The organism is Pseudomonas sp. CFBP 8772 (genome assembly GCF_014841665.1).
Lineage (GTDB): Bacteria > Pseudomonadota > Gammaproteobacteria > Pseudomonadales > Pseudomonadaceae > Aquipseudomonas > Aquipseudomonas graminis_B.
In genome coordinates this window covers 421,739-439,577 of sequence record NZ_JACYUI010000002.1, presented here as the reverse complement: position 1 = coordinate 439,577, position 17,839 = coordinate 421,739, and the positions used below count along the sequence as shown (strand labels likewise).

20 protein-coding genes and 1 pseudogene are annotated in these 17,839 nt (G+C 51.8%); 19 read left to right on the top strand and 2 right to left on the bottom strand.

Translation table 11 applies throughout. The features are described 5' to 3' along the window. Positions 1-5: 5 nt before the first annotated feature. Both IFT99_RS05700 and IFT99_RS05695 read left to right on the top strand, forming a co-directional pair. Positions 6-446: a phage tail protein gene (locus IFT99_RS05700; protein WP_192130759.1), complete on the top strand. Its 441-nt coding sequence runs from the start codon at positions 6-8 to the stop codon at positions 444-446. Continuing rightward, positions 443-1,732: a phage late control D family protein gene (locus IFT99_RS05695; protein ID WP_342214606.1), complete on the top strand. Its 1,290-nt coding sequence runs from the start codon at positions 443-445 to the stop codon at positions 1,730-1,732. The genes IFT99_RS05700 and IFT99_RS05695 overlap by 4 nt, the downstream gene beginning before the upstream one ends. Positions 1,733-1,762: 30 nt before the next feature. Here IFT99_RS05695 and IFT99_RS05690 read toward each other — a convergent pair whose 3' ends face one another. Both IFT99_RS05690 and IFT99_RS05685 read right to left on the bottom strand, forming a co-directional pair. Beyond that, positions 1,763-1,936 (bottom strand): hypothetical protein, encoded by a 174-nt coding sequence (locus IFT99_RS05690; protein ID WP_192130758.1) that lies wholly within the window; start codon positions 1,934-1,936, stop codon positions 1,763-1,765. 116 nt (positions 1,937-2,052) lie between these two features. Beyond that, complete coding sequence (locus IFT99_RS05685; protein ID WP_244656897.1) at positions 2,053-2,409, bottom strand: helix-turn-helix domain-containing protein; 357 nt, start codon at positions 2,407-2,409, stop codon at positions 2,053-2,055. Between the two features lie 103 nt (positions 2,410-2,512). On the opposite strand from IFT99_RS05685, the gene IFT99_RS05680 reads away from it, so the two are divergent. The 17 genes and pseudogenes from IFT99_RS05680 (at position 2,513) to IFT99_RS05605 (ending at position 17,427) form a co-directional block, all read left to right on the top strand. Further along, complete coding sequence (locus tag IFT99_RS05680) at positions 2,513-2,713, top strand: DNA-binding protein (RefSeq protein ID WP_192131019.1); 201 nt, start codon at positions 2,513-2,515, stop codon at positions 2,711-2,713. A gap of 29 nt (positions 2,714-2,742) precedes the next feature. Then, positions 2,743-3,216 carry a YmfL family putative regulatory protein gene (locus IFT99_RS05675; RefSeq protein ID WP_192130756.1) on the top strand — a complete coding sequence of 158 codons (474 nt, stop codon included), beginning with the start codon at positions 2,743-2,745 and terminating at the stop codon, positions 3,214-3,216. A 76-nt stretch (positions 3,217-3,292) separates the two neighbouring features. Beyond that, on the top strand, positions 3,293-3,574 hold the full coding sequence (locus IFT99_RS05670) for an ogr/Delta-like zinc finger family protein (RefSeq protein ID WP_192130755.1): 282 nt from the start codon (positions 3,293-3,295) through the stop codon (positions 3,572-3,574). Next, complete coding sequence (locus IFT99_RS05665; RefSeq protein ID WP_192130754.1) at positions 3,574-3,948, top strand: hypothetical protein; 375 nt, start codon at positions 3,574-3,576, stop codon at positions 3,946-3,948. The genes IFT99_RS05670 and IFT99_RS05665 overlap by 1 nt, the downstream gene beginning before the upstream one ends. Positions 3,949-4,012: 64 nt before the next feature. Then, on the top strand, positions 4,013-4,246 hold the full coding sequence (locus tag IFT99_RS05660; RefSeq protein ID WP_192130753.1) for a hypothetical protein: 234 nt from the start codon (positions 4,013-4,015) through the stop codon (positions 4,244-4,246). A 2-nt stretch (positions 4,247-4,248) separates the two neighbouring features. Next, positions 4,249-7,053: a toprim domain-containing protein gene (locus tag IFT99_RS05655; RefSeq protein ID WP_192130752.1), complete on the top strand. Its 2,805-nt coding sequence runs from the start codon at positions 4,249-4,251 to the stop codon at positions 7,051-7,053. A gap of 40 nt (positions 7,054-7,093) precedes the next feature. Beyond that, on the top strand, positions 7,094-7,390 hold the full coding sequence (locus tag IFT99_RS05650; protein WP_192130751.1) for a hypothetical protein: 297 nt from the start codon (positions 7,094-7,096) through the stop codon (positions 7,388-7,390). A 38-nt stretch (positions 7,391-7,428) separates the two neighbouring features. Beyond that, positions 7,429-7,566 carry a hypothetical protein gene (locus IFT99_RS05645; protein WP_192130750.1) on the top strand — a complete coding sequence of 46 codons (138 nt, stop codon included), beginning with the start codon at positions 7,429-7,431 and terminating at the stop codon, positions 7,564-7,566. Positions 7,567-8,036: 470 nt separating this feature from the next. Next, positions 8,037-8,240: a hypothetical protein gene (locus IFT99_RS26240; protein WP_110950414.1), complete on the top strand. Its 204-nt coding sequence runs from the start codon at positions 8,037-8,039 to the stop codon at positions 8,238-8,240. Beyond that, complete coding sequence (locus IFT99_RS05640; RefSeq protein WP_192130749.1) at positions 8,237-9,385, top strand: site-specific integrase; 1,149 nt, start codon at positions 8,237-8,239, stop codon at positions 9,383-9,385. The genes IFT99_RS26240 and IFT99_RS05640 overlap by 4 nt, the downstream gene beginning before the upstream one ends. A 20-nt stretch (positions 9,386-9,405) precedes the next feature. After that, positions 9,406-9,615, top strand: a complete 210-nt coding sequence (locus IFT99_RS05635; RefSeq protein ID WP_192130748.1) for a hypothetical protein — start codon at positions 9,406-9,408, stop codon at positions 9,613-9,615. Positions 9,616-10,282: 667 nt separating this feature from the next. After that, positions 10,283-10,573, top strand: coding sequence for a DUF6124 family protein (locus IFT99_RS05630; RefSeq protein ID WP_065987403.1), 291 nt, complete (start codon positions 10,283-10,285; stop codon positions 10,571-10,573). Positions 10,574-11,082: 509 nt separating this feature from the next. Next, a pseudogene (locus IFT99_RS05625) lies at positions 11,083-11,415 on the top strand (integrase domain-containing protein); the annotation flags it as partial. A gap of 453 nt (positions 11,416-11,868) precedes the next feature. Continuing rightward, positions 11,869-12,933, top strand: coding sequence for a ComEC/Rec2 family competence protein (locus tag IFT99_RS05620; protein ID WP_192130747.1), 1,065 nt, complete (start codon positions 11,869-11,871; stop codon positions 12,931-12,933). After that, entirely contained in the window at positions 12,926-14,257 is a 1,332-nt protein-coding gene (locus IFT99_RS05615) for an ABC-three component system protein (RefSeq protein WP_192130746.1), read from the top strand. Before IFT99_RS05620 ends, IFT99_RS05615 begins: the two co-directional genes overlap by 8 nt. Further along, a complete protein-coding gene (locus IFT99_RS05610; RefSeq protein WP_192130745.1) occupies positions 14,235-14,789 on the top strand; it encodes an ABC-three component system middle component 1 in 555 nt (184 codons plus the stop codon). Before IFT99_RS05615 ends, IFT99_RS05610 begins: the two co-directional genes overlap by 23 nt. Further along, positions 14,779-17,427 carry a hypothetical protein gene (locus tag IFT99_RS05605; protein ID WP_192130744.1) on the top strand — a complete coding sequence of 883 codons (2,649 nt, stop codon included), beginning with the start codon at positions 14,779-14,781 and terminating at the stop codon, positions 17,425-17,427. The genes IFT99_RS05610 and IFT99_RS05605 overlap by 11 nt, the downstream gene beginning before the upstream one ends. Positions 17,428-17,839 lie beyond the last annotated feature (412 nt).

Sequence of the window (17,839 nt, the reverse complement as noted above, 5' to 3'; positions counted from 1 at the left end):
CGACCATGATGATGGCCCTCGGCATGTTCATCTTCAGCCTTGAAACGTTGGTGTACCAGGAGCTGCAGCGGCAAACGGAATGGCGGCACGGATCCACCTCCCGCATCGGCACCAATCCGGCACGTCAGTTTCTCGGACGCGGCGACGATTCGATCACGCTTCCCGGCGTTCTCCTGCCGGCACTCGCTGGCACGCCGTTGAGCGTCGACACGCTGCGTTACATGGCCGACACCGGCAAGGCTTACCCGTTGGTCGAGGGGACCGGCCGCATTCTCGGCATCTGGGTGATCGAAAGCATCAACGAGACGCGCACGCTGTTCTTCCAGGACGGCGCAGCGCGTCGAATTGAATTCACTATCGCGTTGAAGCGCATCGACGACGGCCGCGTTGATTTGCTCGGCTCTGCCGTAAGCAGCGCGGGCAACATTTTGAAGGCCGTCCTGTGATCGATGAGGCTATTGACCAAGTCGACCGCTACTTGGACAGCGCGCAGAAATCCATGCGCGAGGCCAAGGCTTATCCCCGCCCTATCTGCCGTCTGATGGTCGACGGCCGCGATATTACGGCGGCGGTAGAAAAGCGCCTGGTCAGTATTGAGCTCACTGACAACCGCGGACTCGAGGCGGACCAGCTGGACGTGACGCTTTCCGACCATGACGGCCTACTAGTGATCCCGCCCAAGGGTGCCACGCTTCGAGTCTGGCTCGGGTGGAGTGATACCGGGCTGGTCGATAAGGGAACGTTTACGGTCGATGAAACTGAACACAGCGGCGCTCCGGATCAATTGAGCATCCGAGCGAGGAGCGTCGACCTGCGCGCGGGGCTCAAGGTCAAGCGTGAGCGTAGCTGGCACCGTCAGACGATAGGCGCAGTAATCACAGCGATCGCAGGGACTTACGGGCTCGCACCAGTCATTAGCGCGGTGTTGAACGTCATCGAGCTGGTGCACCTCGACCAGGCGAATGAATCGGATGCGAATTTGCTGACGCGTCTGGGCCAGGAGTACGACGCAATCGCGACGGTCAAGGCTGACAGATTGCTGTTCCTGCCGATCGGCAAGGCGACCAACGCGAGCGGGTTGAATTTGCCACACGTCACACTCACGCGGCTCGATGGTGATCAGCACCGCTTCCTGCAGGCGGACCGTGACAGCTACACCGGCGTGCGGGCCTTCTACTACGACGTCAACAGCGCCGAGAAAAAAAGCGCCATTTCCGGTGGCGGGGAGAACATCAAGGATCTGAGGCACTCTTTCACGGATCGAAAAAGTGCCCTCGTGGCGGCGCGTGCGGAGTGGAACAGACTGCAGCGCGGGGCTGCGACTCTGAGCTATACGCTCGCCCACGGCCGACCCGATCTTGCGCCGGAACTCACATACACGCTGACAGGAATCAAGCAGGAAATTGCCGACATCATTTGGCTCGGCGGCAATGTGAAGCACAGTTTCACCTCGGACGCCTTCACCACCAGTCTGGAGCTGGAATCGCAATTGCCCGATGGGGATGAGGTTGCCGAGCTAGCGGAGGATGGCAAAAGCTACACGGGCATCATTGCCTGGTACCGGGAATCTAAGACCGCGAAACAGCACACTGTCACGGCAGGCGACCAGGCGCAGCCACGACGGCTAACGCACCTGTACGAAAGCAAGGCGACGGCGAAGCGGGCAGTTGAAAGGGAATATAAACGGCTGCAGGCAAAAAACAGTGCGCCTACTGCCGGAGCTCCGGCGTGAGCAGCCGGAGCGCGGTTGCGCAACGGGGGCCTATTTCGTCCGGGCCAGCATTTCTGCCAGGCGCTGCAGGTGCGCCTGATCGGTTTCCGACATCAGTCGGTACCGCTGGAGCAACAAATACTCCAGTTGGGTCAACTTCAAGTCGGGACAATCGTTGTTTCGAGCATCCTGCTCAAGCTTCTCCAAAACGCCTCGATCCAACATGCTCAATACTCCTGGGAAACGGAAAGCATCAACAGTTTCGCAGGATTCTAAATAGCCCAAAGTCGCTACTTTCAGCGATTGGCGATGGATGCAGTTATCGGTCAGTTGTGGGATGTCTATTCGGGTTCAGTTGCAGGATTGACGCGCCCGGTATTCATTTCTGCAAGGCCGGTTACAACGCGTCGGGCCACGGCCTGATCCGCAGGACTCAACGAGCGGATAGAGCAAATCAGCTCGGCCTCAATCCCCGATTGGGCTTCGACGGCATGGTCGCGTCTTCCGAAAAGCACGTACATCACATCGACCCCAACTTTCGCGATAGCCAACAAATACGCCGTGTCCGGGTTCTGTCGGCCGCGCTCATAGTTGCCCTGGGAGTTGCGTTTAACCCCTCCAACGTCAGCCAGCTCGTTCTGGTTTATGCCAAGCCGGTCGCGCTCTTCCCGGAGCCGCTCGCCCAAAGTTTTTTCCAAGGAATCTCCAGACACACAAATATTTGGCATTCGCCACTTTACACACACAATTTCTTGGTCATAATGATGGCACACACAACACGATTGAACACACATGAACACTATGCCCGTCCTCCTAACAGCCGAGCAAGCCCGCGCAGAACTTGACCGAAATGGGGTAACGATCGCCGAGTTCTGCCGGAAACATGCTCTGAACAAAAGTTTGGTCAGCGATCTATTGAACGGTCGGAAAAAAGGCGTTCGAGGCGAGGCACGACGAGCAGCTGTGCTCCTGCGTATCAAAGACGGCGTGATATCAAACTAATTGCAGTTCTGCCGGTGAGAAACCAGAAGATGAAACGCACCGTTCTAGAAACCCGCCGCCAAGTCGTCAGCGCAGTGATCTGTGCTTACCCGGGCGGGCGTGACTGCGCAGCACCGCGACTCGGTATGTCGGTCAAGAAGTTTGATAACCACGCTTATGAAAATGCCGGCAGTCGCCCGTTGACGGACGAGCAGATCTGCCTTCTGGAAGCACAGACCGGGACCACCCACCTGCCGGACTTCGTCTGCGGCCTGTACGGCGGGGTTTTCGTCCCCGTTGCCGAGGCAGGTCAGCTGGACAACCTTGATCTATATGCACGCTCGATCAACACCTCAATCAAGCGTGGTTTGGTCGACGCCATCATTGCCAAGGCCCTCGAAGATGGGGTCATCAACGATAGCGAAGTGCAGGAGATCCTAACCGCGCACCGCGCGCATGTTGCGGCCAGCCATGAAGAGATCACCGCCGTGATCGTTTTGCACCGGGAACGCCCGGGCACGTAGGAACCGAAGTAGGCGCAGGAAGCGCCGCCAATTCTCGGCGTCAGCCGAAGGCCGCAACTAGCGGCGGGGAGAACAAGTGAGCACGTACAAATTGGTATGTCCGCATTGCCATGGGCGGATGCGGATCCGCACAAGCGAAGGTACGCATATTTTTCTGCGCATCACTTACATGCAGTGCACCAACGAGGCATGTAGCTGGTCAGTTCGGGCTCAGTTTGAGATGACTCACGAAATGAGCCCCTCCGGTATACCAAACCCATCGGTTCGCCTGCCTGTCGCGCCGGTCGCGATGCGCCGGCATGCGATGAAAAAGGATGGCGAGCAACAGATGGATCTACTGGGATTGGAGACGGCTTGATGAAAATCTTACTGAAAGCGCAGAACCCTGAACTGGAGTACCGCTCGACGATGCAGAGCGCTGCCCTGTGCTTCATGCAGCGTCACCAGGGCGAACACCTGGACAATGACCACCAGCTCTTCGTCCGGGCTGTGACCTATCTGCAGACCTCTCTCGAAGTGCCCCTTTATCTCGCAGAAACGCTCGCGGCCCTTGCCTACAGCGAGCTGTGCTCCACTGGCGATCAGCGCCGGCTGGACCTCGCCAACAGCAGCGAATCCGTGGCGGTGCTCACTGACCCCACCAGCGGCAATGCATACGCCATCCCCGTCGCTCATATCTTCGAGCAATTGATCGACTTGCCCGGGCAGCGACAGACACCCCCGACCATCTGAACAAATAGCACGACCCAGAGCGTGTGGGTTTGGGCGAATTGCGCCCGAAATCAGGGATACAGCCATGAGCACAGCACTTTCGATCCGGATGAACCTGAGCAAGAACCTTGCAGAAGCCCTGCAGCACGAGCTGCGAGAGCGGCTGCGCCTCGGAATTCAAGAGCACTGGTATTCGGATGAGTTTCGGCGCGTCCCTGACGGTCTGCGCTCCGGCGCGATCCTTTCCGCTTACCCGGCCCTGGCAGCACAAAAAACCACTCTCGGCGCCTTACAGGCCGCCATAAGTAAGCAGGCTTGACGATGGAAGACGTAATCCGGGCTGACGTATTGACCCGACTCGAAAATGACTACGGGCTGAAGCATCGTGCCGGCACGGATTTCATGCGCGGCGGTGTATGCCCGGCATGCGGCAAAAAAGAGCTCTACTCCAGCTTCGTGAACCCGTGGTTCATCAAGTGCGGCCGGGAAAGCAAGTGCGGTCAGCAGTGGCACGTTAAAGAGCTGTACGACGACATTTTCGACGACTGGAGCAAACGGGCGCCGGCAACTGATGATCAGCCCACTGCCACGGCTCGCGCCTACCTGGAGTTCGCTCGCGGGTTCAAGATGAACCTGGTCGCAGGCCTGTTCACTCAGGAGAGCTACTTTGATCGGGATTTGGAGATCGGATCGGCAACCGTGCGCTTCCCTCTGGAGCGCGGCGGTTATTGGGAGCGCCTGATCGACCGACCTCACCGGTTCGGAAAGAAGAAGGCTCGGTTCAAGCCAAAGGAATCGTACAGGGGCTATTGGTGGTGTTCACCTCACGTCGACCTCTCCAACACCCGCGAGCTCTGGATTGTCGAGGGGATCTTTGACGCCATTGCCCTGCAGCACAACGATATCGACGCTGTCGCCGCGATGTCGTCCAACGCCTTCCCGGAAGCTTCGCTCAAGGCGCTGATCACGCTACGGGCTGGCAGTCTCCCAAGGCTCGTATGGGCGCTGGACAATGAACCAGGCGCGCACAAGTACACGCGCAAATGGGTGGCAATGGCCCGTGCGATGGGGTTTGAGTGTACTGCCGCGCAGATCCCGCAACGTGATGCGCGAAAGGTGGACTGGAACGATCTGCATCAGCGCTGGGCGTTTATCGACGACGAAGCCGAACGGCAAAAGCGGTTGGATGGCGACATCGCCGAAGCGCGTCACCACGGCGCCCTGCTGATCGCGGAGAGTGCTTCGGAAAAAGCGCTGCTGATGTACGACTGGCGCGAGCGGGAGGAATTTCACTTTGGCTTCGAGTCCCGTCTGTACTGGTGGAAGCTGGACATCAGTAAGTTCAACAGCGCCATGCAAGCGCTGGAGACGAGCGAAAACCACGAAGAGCAGCAGCTGAACAACAAGGCAATGCGAGAGAAGGCGCTGCGCATGTCCGGCTGCGTGGTCGAGATCGCCAACTGCTACCCGCAGGCCCTGTATTTCCAACGCAACGAGATCACCGACGAGTCCTGGTACTTCTTCCGAGTCGACTTCCCCCACGACGGCGTGTCGGTAAAGAACACGTTCACCGGCGGCCAGGTCGCGGCCGCGAGCGAATTCAAGAAGCGCCTTCTGGGCATGGCTGCAGGCGCCGTGTTCACTGGCAGCGGTCAGCAGCTCGACAAGATCATGAAGGACCAGCTATTTGCGATCAAAACGGTCCAGACGATCGACTTCGTTGGCTACAGCAAAGAGTACGCCTGCTATGTCTATGGAGACATGGCGATCAAGGATGGTCAGGTCGTGGCTGTCAACGACGAGGAGTTCTTCGAGTTCGGAAAACTGCGACTCAAGACTTTGCAAAAGGCGGTGCCGGTCCGTATTCAGCGCGATCCAAAGGAATACAGCGATGAATGGGCAAAGCTGCTTTGGACGTGCTTCGGCGCTCAGGGCGTGGTCGCGCTGACGTTCTGGTTCGGATCACTGTTCGCCGAGCAGATCCGGGCTCGTTACCAGTCGTTCCCTTTTCTGGAAGCAACGGGCGAAGCCGGCGCCGGTAAAACCACGCTGCTTAACCTGCTGTGGAAATTGCTTGGCCGGTCTGGCTATGAGGGTTTCGACCCCTCCAAATCGACCAAGGCCGGCAGGAGCCGGTTGATGGGTCAAGTTTCCGGGATGCCGGTGGTACTGCTGGAATCTGACCGAAGCGGCGATGACAAATCACACGCCAAGAACTTCGAATGGGACGAGCTGAAGGATTACTTCGGCGGCGGCACATTGGCGACCAAAGGCGTCAAGACGGCCGGTAACGAAACCTACGAGCCGCCGTTCCGGGGCACGATCGCGATCAGCCAGAACGCTCCGGTTGTAGCGTCCGAAGCCATCATGACGCGGATCGTTAAGCTTCATTTCGTCCGCCCAGCTGTCACTCCGGCAAGCCGCGAGGCTGCTGACAAGCTCACAGCGCTGGACGGCAACAAGCTCAGCCATTTCCTGCTGCAGGCGGTCAAGCGTGAAGGCGATGTCATGTCCACCCTTGCGGACAAGATCCCGGCTCACGAAGCCCGTCTGCGCCGGCTGCATACCCATTGCGTCAGCTGCGATACGGCGTACACGCCTGATAGCGAAAAGTCTGCGTGCCAGAAGTGCGGCAACCAGTTGCGCGGATACATTCGGGTCGAGCGGATCGTAAAGAACCACGCACAGCTTCTCGGCCTGGTTGACTGCATTCGTTCGCTGGTCCCACTGACTGACGCACAAATCACCGCGACACAACGCTGCATCGTCGGCATGGCGATCGAGCGCCAGAGCTCAATCAGCGCAGACCACCCGGTAGTAGCCGAATTCTGGGAGGTTTACGACTACCTGCAGAGCCTGGATGCCGAAGGCCCAGTGGTAAACCACAGCAAAAAAGACAACGTCATCGCCATCAACCTCAACGAGTTCGTCGAGCGCGCCGCCGAGCATCGCCAGAAGCTGGCCGACGTCAGCGAGCTGCGCGATCGCCTCAAGGAATCCCGCCGGCACAAATTTCTGGAATCGAATAAGTCGGTGGACAGCAAAGTCCGGGCTCACCACGCCATGCGACATAACAACACGATCACCAAATCACCGATCGTCAAGTGCTGGATTTTTCAGGCGTAGGGCTGCAACCCACGTCGAACAGCCCTGAAAGGAGAGAACCATGCAAATTCAAGTCGTCGCCGGCACGGCGCACGCGCAACAAAGCCGCGTTACCGAGCTGCTCGACGAACTGGGTAATGACCAGCGCAAAACCGTCCAGGCGGAAGCCTATGGTCCCAGCGGACTCGTCGACATTCTGGAGGTCCGTGGCGCCGATGGTCAGCGAGAGATCCTGGTGCTCAATTGCACGCGGCGGCAAATTGAATCGGTGCTGGATTGGCAGTCATGCGAGGAAGACAACGACCAGTTTTTAGACCTGGTGCTGCACCTGGTGCGATTGCCAGACAGCGACCTGTGACGCCGGCTGCAACCGGCAACCCCTGAAAGGAGAGGACCATGCGAAACACCGAACCACTTGAACAAGCCGCACGCGGCGCCCTACTGGGACATTTGTTGGGCGCAGTACTTACTGTGACGCTGATCGCAATTGTCGCGGTGCAGGTTCCGGATCTGATGATCTGGATCCTTCGCTAGAAATCAAAATGAAGTCGGTGCCATGGGGCTGCAACCCCATGGCACCTACCACCCCTGAAAGGAGAGAACCATGCAAGCTCAAACCCTCAACGGCAGCGCGGCCGAGGCTACCATGAACACGATTGTGGATGGACATACGTTCAAGCTGAGCGAGGTGCTTGATGCCTAAGCAAGCCACTGCCCGCCAACGACCAACGATGGCGAGCCACCGACTCGATCTGCCGAGCATTTGCGACATTTGCGGTAGAGCTCGATCGACTCACACCCATCAAAGCTGCAGCCGCATTAGGCAAAAAAGAAAAGAGGATGAATGGACGGAGCTGATGGCTGAGAAGGTTGCTGCGAGATTGGCCCGAGGCAGACGCTATTCCCGGTAGGCTTTCCTCCAGAAGATCGCTCACTTTTTTCTAACAACTATGCCCCGGCACACTGACTACACTGACCGGGGCATAAGAGATCCTAAGGCAACCATGTCGAGCAATGTCTTGATATTCGAAGACCTGCAGCGCATTACCGGATATCAGCGCCGGTCTGACGTTGAACGGTCACTCATTGAGCAGGGCGTCCGCCTGTTTCGAGGCCGTACCGGCCCGTGGACAACTCTGGACCTTATCAATCAAGCAGCTGGGCTGACCCCAGCATCGAACGAACGGTACGAACCCGACATTTTATGAAGCGAGCGAGGAAGCGGAAGCACAATCCGAACATCCCTGCCCACGTCGATCAGGCCGCCCTTCCGGCGGCCATTTTCTTCGACCAGCGCGGCAACGGAGTTTGGTACACCCTCCACAGGGACGAAACCGGCAAACAGCGGCGCCGCAATGTGGCGCCTGCAGACGTGTCTCTGGCAGAACTACATCGGATCATGGATGAAGCGTCGAACGTCGACAGAGGCACACTCCGTTACGTCTGTGAGAAGTTTCACGAAAGCGATCGCTATAAGAAACTCAAGCCAAAGACGCACGACGACTACTGCTACTCCCGAGACGTACTGCTGAACATTCCCACCAAATTGGGCAAGCCGCTGGGCGACCTCGCTGTGAAGAAGTTTACCGCCGCCCTGGTGCAACGCATCGTCGATCGGCTTGCAGACGAGGGCACCCCTTCAAAAGCCGCGCATGCCCTCCGATATCTGCGCCGGGTTCTGCAGTGGGGGCGCAACCGAGGTTATCTAGAAATCAATCCAGCGCTGGGCATCGAGGCGCCGATCGAACGCAAACAGCGCCGGCTGCCGACACAAAGCGTCATGGACGATCTGATCGATCGGGCAACAGCTCGCGGCCGGCTCGCGCGCAACGAACCCGGTGGCTGTCCGGAATATCTACCGATCGTGATGGAGCTGGCGTATCTGTGCAGGCTTCGAGGTATCGAGGTCGTCACCCTCACAGACGCCAATGAGCTGGAAGAAGGGATTTTGACAAACAGGCGCAAGGGCAGCAGGGACAACATCGTTCGTTGGACGCCGCGCCTGCGGGCCGTGTGGGACAGTGCAAAGGCGTACCGATCACGCACCTGGGAAAAACGCAGAACACCTATTCCGATAGCACCAGATAGAAGACACATCATCGTCGCGAGCCATGGCGGTACTCTGCGCAAGTCGAGTCTTGATACCGCCTGGCAGCGTTTCATCACACTGGCACTCAAGGACGACGTGATCACGCCCGAGCAGCGTTTCGCGTTGCACGACTTGAAGCGAAGGGGCATCACAGACACCGCTGGCAACCGAGCGGGCAAGCAGGAGGCCAGTGGTCACCGTGACCCGAAGATGATGGACATCTACGACCACAGCCTGCCCGTGGTTTCACCTTCTGCGGACTAATTGATAATAGGGAGCAAGGCATGAACTTTGTGGAGTGTTATTTAGAAGGCGCGGTAAAGCCGAACGACATCGGCTGGTATGTCGAAGCCTGGCATGCGGGGCTTGGCGGCGCGGGCATGCAGCTGCACGAGTATTTGGGCTTTTCATGGGAAGAGTATGTGTTGTGGTCCACAACTCCATCAGCGCTTCAATCAATCCTCAACGCCCGCACCGGGACAGTTGACGCGTAACCCTCCCCTTCGGATCAGGGGCCCACTCATCGCGGCCCCACACACTGAGCAATCCTCGCGTAACAAGCGCACCTGGGCCCGCGTATTTAGCGGGTTTCGGCGCATCAGCACGTAACAAGGAATCACGTAACCTATTGATTCTATTGTTTGAACCACCTTCCTTGTAATCAGTAGGTCCCGGGTTCGACTCCTGGTGCCGGCACCAGATTTAGCAAAAGGCTCACCGAAAGGTGGGCCTTTTTTGTTTGTGCCAAATGCCACACCGCCAATCCCCGTAGGAGCGCGCTTGCCCGCGAAAGCGCCCTCCGCCGCACTACCGCCCTACCTCCCCGCCCAACCCCCACAAAAAGTCCGAAATCCCGTAGGACGCTTCTGAAATTAAGCGATATCCTCCCGACCGCTTGAACGTGTCTGATCCGGCGACTACCTTCCCGGGTGTCGTTGCAAACAACGACCGGGTTTAGTCGCCCGAACACGTCAGGCGCGTAACGCCCCATAACCTGAGCCGCTGTCATCGACACCGGTTCTGTCCTTTTATGGTGGCTGTACGAGGGGCACCTTCGGGTGCGCCGGGTGCCTGACTTCCCGGTCGACTAACCCGCGTACAGCCGCCACCTATTCGTTTAGTCGCGAACGGCGTCGGTCTCATCAAGTCAGGAGAGACACCATGATTAGATCCACCCCTCACCCACCCGAAACACCCGCCCTACAATCAACCTGCACCAACGCCAACCTCGGCAACCTGAGCCTGTTCTCGGTCAAGCCCGGCGTCAGAGTTGAGGACGCATTGCTCACCGCCTCCGAATACCTCGCCTGCGCCGCAGCCACCGCCTACGAAGTCGCAGATAACTGCACGCTGGAATTCCGCCCGTTGGCGCGCTCGGTGGTGCATCAGCTTGATGCAGCGCGGGCATTAATTGAGGTGTCGATCGCCAAGGTGGGCGGTTCGTCTTTGTAGCTGCCCTGCTGCGATCTATTCGCATAGGCATTTCCTTGCGCCAACCTGCGCCCGTCTCTTTCTCCCGGAAAGAGACGGGCGCTCCTACCGCTGCTGCAGCCCAACGCGTACAAGGCTTTGCGGCATTTCCCTCGTGACAATCGGCGTGACAAATACTGAATTCACCAGCAACAGCGATGCAGATGATGGTGCCGCAGCCCAGGGAATGGATTGCACCTGACTGACAGTCAGGCATGCCCCGGTCATCGCAGTGCTGCTTTTACCTGGCTCAGGATCTCGCGGCGTTGGATTCGTCAGCCGATGCAGCCTCCACCCGCCCACTTCCTCGGAAATGTTCAGGAGACCAGATCATGAGATGCCCAAGCTACCGGTCGTAAAGAGCCGCCAGTCCCGCATTAGTGGACAACCCTCACAGGTCGCAGGGGCCTTGATCCCTGATAACACTCAACATTCGTGGCGGGATGACGTGAGGAAGGTTTGAACGTTTTGGCTTCGAGAGGAGTTCGATCATGGCACTGGTGGGCAGACGAAATGGGCGCAATTTGGCTATGGGCGACAACTGAGTTACGCCGGACCGCAGGCGCTAAAAGATCTATTTGGCGACGGGCATTACGGAACGGTCAAGGCGCGCAGTGATCGCTGGCAGGCATTTGTACGCTGGTGTCGGTCGGAGGATGGGCCCGGGTTTAACGATGCGCGGCAGATTGATCGGCAGACCTTGTTGGACTACGCCGGACATCTACGTCAGCAACGTTGAACAAGGTGAGTTCGCCATCGCCACCGCGCAAAACCGATTGTCTAGCGTGAACAGGACCATGGCGGCGCTTAGCGGTGATCAGTATGCTGTTCCTGGTGGGCGTTCTGACCGGATCGCATTCCACCCGCAAGCGTCATCTTCGTCAGGCGAAGGCCATCCAAGAAGCAATTGCTGAGCGTTGGCAACGCGACAATCCCTGGGCTTGGCAGCGAAAGCATCTCCTATGGTTCCTGGATCACTACCTGAACAAACATGCAGGAGCAACGTGCTATTACTACGTTTTAACCATGCAACTGATCACCGTACGCCTAGGAAAACCTTGGCAGTTCAAATGTCACAGCAAGGTCAGCATCTTGCTGCAAAAACGAACAAAAAAATGGTTGGGTACCCAGTATCGGACTCCATCTGAGACTAGATCGCTCCGCGAATGCCGATTCTGCAGTTGTAGTGGCATAATGTTGGGATTGCGCCAAGCACCATGTGCTTAGACATGGTAGGTTCGTACTACAGCGCTGCTCTTGCAAAAAAGGAGTCGAAGATGCCATTGAAGGTACGTTTTTTAAAGGCGCTGCATGGCGATGCGATTTTCATCACTGCTATAGATGAAGATGGAGTCTCGACCATTCTTATTGATGGGGGCCCCCCCTCAGCTTTCACACCTCGGGAAGTAGGTGACCATCGTGATGGCGCACTAAGGAAAATGCTTGATGAGCTCGCAGGTAACGGCGGGCAAATAGATTTGCTCATCATGACCCATGTTGATGAAGATCATATTGGTGGCCTCATAAAAGGCTTCGAGCCCCCCCATCACCTACGAAATCTTACTAGATCAGTAGTTTTTAATTCAGGCCAGCTCATTCATGAACACTTTAAATTAGCTGACGTAAGCCAGAATGTATTACGCGGCAACTTTAGCGGGTCTTCACTAACGAGCATCAAGCAAGGGATAACATTCGAAAAGCTGATTACAGATGCTGGAATATGGAAAAGAGAACTGTTCTTACAGTCAATGGAGCACGATCTAAAAAATGTTAAAATTCGTTTTTTATCACCAGATGAAGCAGGCATAAAGCGATTACTAATAAAATGGGAAAAAGAACAGACATCACCATTTACTTCAAAACACAACACAGACTATAAACAAACATACGAACAACTATTAAATAATGATACATTTATTGAAGACAATTCAATACACAATAATAGCTCAATAAGTTGCATTATAGAATTCCAAAGCAAAATAATTTTGTTATTAGGTGACGCCCCACCGAGTAAAATATTAGATGGACTGCGATCATTTAACTATTCAAAATCCAATCCCATCACCGCTGATCTCGTGAAATTATCTCATCATGGCAGCAAAGCGAATACTAGCCCAGAACTATTAGACCTTATAAATTGTGACCATTACGTAGTAAGCACGGATGGTTCTCGACACGGCTTACCAAACAAGCTTACCTTTGCACGCATTCACCATCACAATCCAAACGCCACAATTTACTTCAATTATCCCGAAATAATTAAAACCATCTATACACAACAAGAAATAGAAAAACTAGAAGGTAAACTAAAGGGTTTGAACGGGGATTTTTGTCTTGGCTGACTTTTCAGAAAAAATGCGTGACCATACAGTACGTGTGAATGGCGGAAGCGGGGTAGTCATCCAGCCCTCGAACGATCGTTATACATACATACTCACAGCAAAACATGTGATAGAGACTGCCGAAGATAGTGGCGAGCATTTTGATGTTGGCCAGATAACTGTTACAACATACAACGAATTAGAAATCGAGCTATCCAACAGAATTGTAGACCCTGATAATGATATTGCGATTCTCAAGACCAGAGAAAAAATACCGTCAAGTTTACTCAGGTGTATAGACGAGATTGACCGGGATCAAATAGTACATGTATGTGGCTATCCAGAAACCCGAGAAGACCAAGTTGGCGAAAGGCAGCTCAACGAATTTCGTGGAGTCACTGGAAAAATTAGACCCGATCACTTTGTTGTCACTCTTGAAAACAAACCAGGTCACGATCAGATAGTTGGTGTTTCAGGGGGAGGTGTATTTAGAGATTTAGAAATTGATATTTTTCTTTGCGGCATAGAGTCAAAAGTCGAAGGTAACTCTACCCGTGAGTTTCATGGGAAAATAGAATGTATCCCGCTGGAAGCAATAGATCGGCTCTTGGAAAAAAATGATGACTATGAGCCAATTCTTGCCCCTCACTTACACTCATTTTCCAACATAATAAGTAGGACATTTCAATTCCGAGGCATTTCAACACCGACCGGGGCTGATTTTTTAAAAAGTATATTACACGACTTTGCTGCAGAGCTTGATCGACAAGATCTCCCCACGCCGAAAGATATACACGAGCGTTATAAAGAACAACTGCTCATCCGCAACTCACCTAGTGAACATGCTCTTGAAGTCATGCTTTGGATAGGTTATCTAGAGCTAATTATTATAGCGGCACTAATTGATGAAGTAAAAACAGTAGATTTTGGCTATCTCGAAAAAAACTCATCCCAGCGACGCTTCCTGTTCAAAGCAACAAAAGAAAATTGGATGTGGTTATTAAGAGATATCTACACCTCTGACCTAAGAGGGTTACAGCCTGGAGGTATCATCATTGTAAGCACGGCAGATTCAGAGGGAATGTACACCCCACCTCCAGAGGCGCTAGATCAAGTTATCGCGGATATTGGGAAAGTCTACCCTACTGAAACCAGGATAGACTCTCCGATGATAAACCCCGTGACGGAGTTTAAACTTTATCATTGGGCCGGCCTTCACCACGAATGCGTGACTTTAAATCAAAGTTTTTATGTTAAAGGCAACCAATTCTCTGAAGAACATAATGCCGCTTGCTTGTTGAAAGAACTCAAGGAGCACTATAGTGATTTTATCAGAAAGCAGTAAAAATATTAACTTCCTTACCGAATCATTCCCAGAACTAGACTTCAAACTTTTCGATACTAAAACCACAGACTCAATCAATTGTTTTGTCTGCAGTGGGAATACGAATGTCACGTTATTGAAGTATTGGAGCCAGATTACAAGCTGCATAGCAACAGAGTTCCAAGCAAAATTAAACAACAAGTATCTAGCTTGGAATATTTACCTTGTATTTCTTTGCACAGAAACCATTGATAAGACCTTAAAATATAAGATTGAGAATGACAAATTCTCGTTGCGAAAACTGGTTATTGACATTCCCCACATCCAAAACGACATTGACAAACTACTCAACAACGAAATACTTGGTAATGATTTAGAGTTAATAAATCAAAAAGACATACTAGAAGCAAATGCAGAACATAAAAAAAGCGAGCTCCAAATAATTATTGAGTCTCTTGATGAAATACCTCCCGGTTCTAAAGACGACGTAGCCTCCCAACGCTTATTGCAACTAGACAAGCTTGTCTCATTGGTGAACCACGATGAAGATTAAAAATGTTGAAATTGTCGGATTTAGAGCATATGCCGACGAAGGAGATGGCAATTTCAATTTTTCTACAAAAAACGTAGAAGCAGCCAACTTCGTTTCGATCTACGCCCCCAATGGATTTGGCAAGAGTTCATTGTACGATGCTATCGAATGGGCCATCACTAATAATATAGGGAGATACATTCGCGACGGCCTCAGATCTAATAATGACAGTACCTCGTTGTATCTGAATACTGCAGAAAGCGGCCAGAGTATCCTTCGGAATAGATATATCAGTGAAGATGCTCCGTCTTACGTAAAAATCAATGTAACAGGGAATGGAAAATTTGAGCGTGATGTAAGAAAAGCTGCACTGGGTCGACGTGACTATGCTTTTAAACCCGAAAACACTGATGAAAGCACAAAGCACCTCACGGATATATTCTTGTCACAAGACGCTATTGATGCCTTTTTAAAGGAGGAAAAGCCGGAAGTAAGATATGAGAAATTCGTTAAGCATTTTGGAGGCAATGATGAAAAGTATCGAGCCAAATTAAATGCGTTACGAAAAACATGCAACGCCCAGATCAAAAAACTGACTACCGACTCTGTTGACCTTAAGGCAGTAATTGAGGAGCCAATAGAGGAAAAGGCTATTGAGTTAGTAAACAACACTATAGACTCACTGAATGAATTAGGCGAAAACTTCGATAAAATTTTGCCAATCTATGACTCCACCTTGGAGCTCGACTACAAAAATAGAATTACGAAAAGAACACTAGAAATATCAGAAAAAATAGATAAACACAAACGCATACTAGAAGTGATAAACTCATGCTTAACAGGCCTGCCTGATTATTACAGAGCAAAAAATTCAACTAACAGTGCCTCACAAAGACTTCAGGCCCTTCAACAAAATAATATATTACTTAATGAGCAAATCAGGCTTCAGTCTACATTACCTGAGCTTCGTACAAAGCTCAGCCAGATAGGTGAACTGCTCAGCAAACATGATTCAGCAGCATCCCAACTCGATCAATACATCGTTGAAACAACAGCCTTGGAGAAACACAGACATAATGAGAGCGCACTTTTAGCTGATCGTAATGTGCAAGAAGCGAACAGTAATCGACTGAAAGCTCAACAGCAGGAAATACAATCAGCTAAACTGGCAATCGAAAATCGTCTGGCAGAAATTACCAGGCTTGAATTAGCTGTCAACCCTATACATGAGCAGATAATACTTACTCAGAGGGACATTAACGACCATACTGTACAACTCGACCTCTCTATTAAACGGCTTAATGGCAGCATAGCAGCGAGAGATGCATTCGAAACAGAGATTAATCGAATAAATTCAATTCCAGAAGATAGAAATATTCTTTACTCTTCTGATTTAGCCACCCTAGGTGCACCACAAACATTTCCAAGTGAACTTTCTCAGGCACTCAGCAACATCGAATCCTACCAAACACAAATCACCTCACATGAAAAAAGTTTAGCTCGCATAGCAGCGGATACGGAAACATTAGAAAAACTTATTAGCCTTGCCTCTGAGTTAATAGGGATCGAACATTCAGATAAATGTCCTGTTTGCAGCCATAAACATGAGTCTTATGAAGCGCTATCGCAAAAAATCCTGAATAACAGTAAATTTTCTTATCAACAACAGTCGATCATCAAAGCAAAAAATGAGGTCGAACGTAAACTTCAGGAAAATGAAAGCTACCTGACTCAAGCCTTCAAATATATTAACGAACTAAAGGCCAAAAAAATAGCAGCCCTGAGATCGGAACTGGGTAGAGTGCAAGATGAATGCCTCAACCACACGAATCAGCAGCAACTTCTGAAGCTGACAATAGAATCATTAACCGCTCAACTTCAAGAACTCAGAGCAAAATTATTATTCCTCGACAAAGAAGAGTTTCTACAGCGCTGTCGTGAAGACTCCGCGCAACTTACGCAAAAAGATGTCGAGCTAAACTCTCAAAACAAAGCAAACGAATTAAAAGCGACTGAGATATTAGTTGCACTTCAAAAAGTGCGAGAGGATATTGAATGGGTATCAGCCACAATAGCCCACCTTTCAAAATCGCCGTCGATACAAACTGTAGGCACCTACCTACAACAGCATGCAGTCGCAAGAAACGAAGAGCATGCTTTCTTTAGTGATAGGTCTCGAAAACTAAAATCTCAAGCAGTCGAGCTTTCGGAAAAAATCGTCAATGAAAATCAAAATTTAGAAAAAATAACCAAAACCATTGGCGAGTCAACGGGGATATTTGAGCAAAATCAACTTTCAACTATGCTTGATGCCATGACTGTTGAGCTGAACAAAAGCGAAGAAACCATTATACCGCTTACATCCAATTTACGGCTTCTTGATCTTAACTCTGAAATCTCAGAGTCATTATTAAAGGCGAGCCTGGTTGAACTTGAACAGTCGAGCCTTAACACCCTTGAAGCTCAACGAAAACTTGCATCTTTTATAGAAGTTTTCTCTGGCCAATTAGAAAATATACTACCAGCAATTAATAAATCGAACGCCCGAAAAGAATTAGCATCAATTCTAGATCAACTAAACAGCTACTCAGTCCTAAATATTAAACTTGGCGAAGAATTTGTAAACGTCGAAGGCCGTTTAAAAAAAACGAATAGATAGCTTCTTTTATACGGAACTAATAAACCGTATTTATCTAAAAATTGATCCACACCCTTCGTTTAAAATTGTAAAATTCGAATGCATATTCCCTGACGACAAACCCAGACTAGAAGTATATCTAGAAGAGGAAGATGGCAAAAGAGTTGCGCCTAATCTGTATTTCAGCGCAGCGCAGTTAAACATACTTAGCTTAAGTATCTTCCTCGCTCGGGCGCTTCATGTACAACACGAGGGAAAGCCCGTTGAAACCATTCTTATAGATGACCCAATTCACTCCATGGATTCAATCAACGTTCTATCCACCATCGATTTACTTCGTAATATAGCCGTTCGCTTTGACCGACAGATCATTCTTTCTACTCATGACGAAAATTTTTTCGAGTTGCTTAAAATCAAACTTCCTTCGGAAACT

Coding starts and splice junctions, on each gene's coding strand:
- IFT99_RS05620 (WP_192130747.1), top strand. CDS start 11,869: ATGCCATTGAAGGTACGTTTTTTAAAGGCGCTGCATGGCGATGCGATT.
- IFT99_RS05645 (WP_192130750.1), top strand. CDS start 7,429: ATGCGAAACACCGAACCACTTGAACAAGCCGCACGCGGCGCCCTACTG.
- IFT99_RS05650 (WP_192130751.1), top strand. CDS start 7,094: ATGCAAATTCAAGTCGTCGCCGGCACGGCGCACGCGCAACAAAGCCGC.
- IFT99_RS05665 (WP_192130754.1), top strand. CDS start 3,574: ATGAAAATCTTACTGAAAGCGCAGAACCCTGAACTGGAGTACCGCTCG.
- IFT99_RS05655 (WP_192130752.1), top strand. CDS start 4,249: ATGGAAGACGTAATCCGGGCTGACGTATTGACCCGACTCGAAAATGAC.
- IFT99_RS26240 (WP_110950414.1), top strand. CDS start 8,037: ATGTCGAGCAATGTCTTGATATTCGAAGACCTGCAGCGCATTACCGGA.
- IFT99_RS05640 (WP_192130749.1), top strand. CDS start 8,237: ATGAAGCGAGCGAGGAAGCGGAAGCACAATCCGAACATCCCTGCCCAC.
- IFT99_RS05660 (WP_192130753.1), top strand. CDS start 4,013: ATGAGCACAGCACTTTCGATCCGGATGAACCTGAGCAAGAACCTTGCA.
- IFT99_RS05690 (WP_192130758.1), bottom strand. CDS start 1,936: ATGTTGGATCGAGGCGTTTTGGAGAAGCTTGAGCAGGATGCTCGAAAC.
- IFT99_RS05700 (WP_192130759.1), top strand. CDS start 6: ATGATGATGGCCCTCGGCATGTTCATCTTCAGCCTTGAAACGTTGGTG.
- IFT99_RS05675 (WP_192130756.1), top strand. CDS start 2,743: ATGAAACGCACCGTTCTAGAAACCCGCCGCCAAGTCGTCAGCGCAGTG.
- IFT99_RS05680 (WP_192131019.1), top strand. CDS start 2,513: ATGCCCGTCCTCCTAACAGCCGAGCAAGCCCGCGCAGAACTTGACCGA.
- IFT99_RS05605 (WP_192130744.1), top strand. CDS start 14,779: ATGAAGATTAAAAATGTTGAAATTGTCGGATTTAGAGCATATGCCGAC.
- IFT99_RS05630 (WP_065987403.1), top strand. CDS start 10,283: ATGATTAGATCCACCCCTCACCCACCCGAAACACCCGCCCTACAATCA.
- IFT99_RS05635 (WP_192130748.1), top strand. CDS start 9,406: ATGAACTTTGTGGAGTGTTATTTAGAAGGCGCGGTAAAGCCGAACGAC.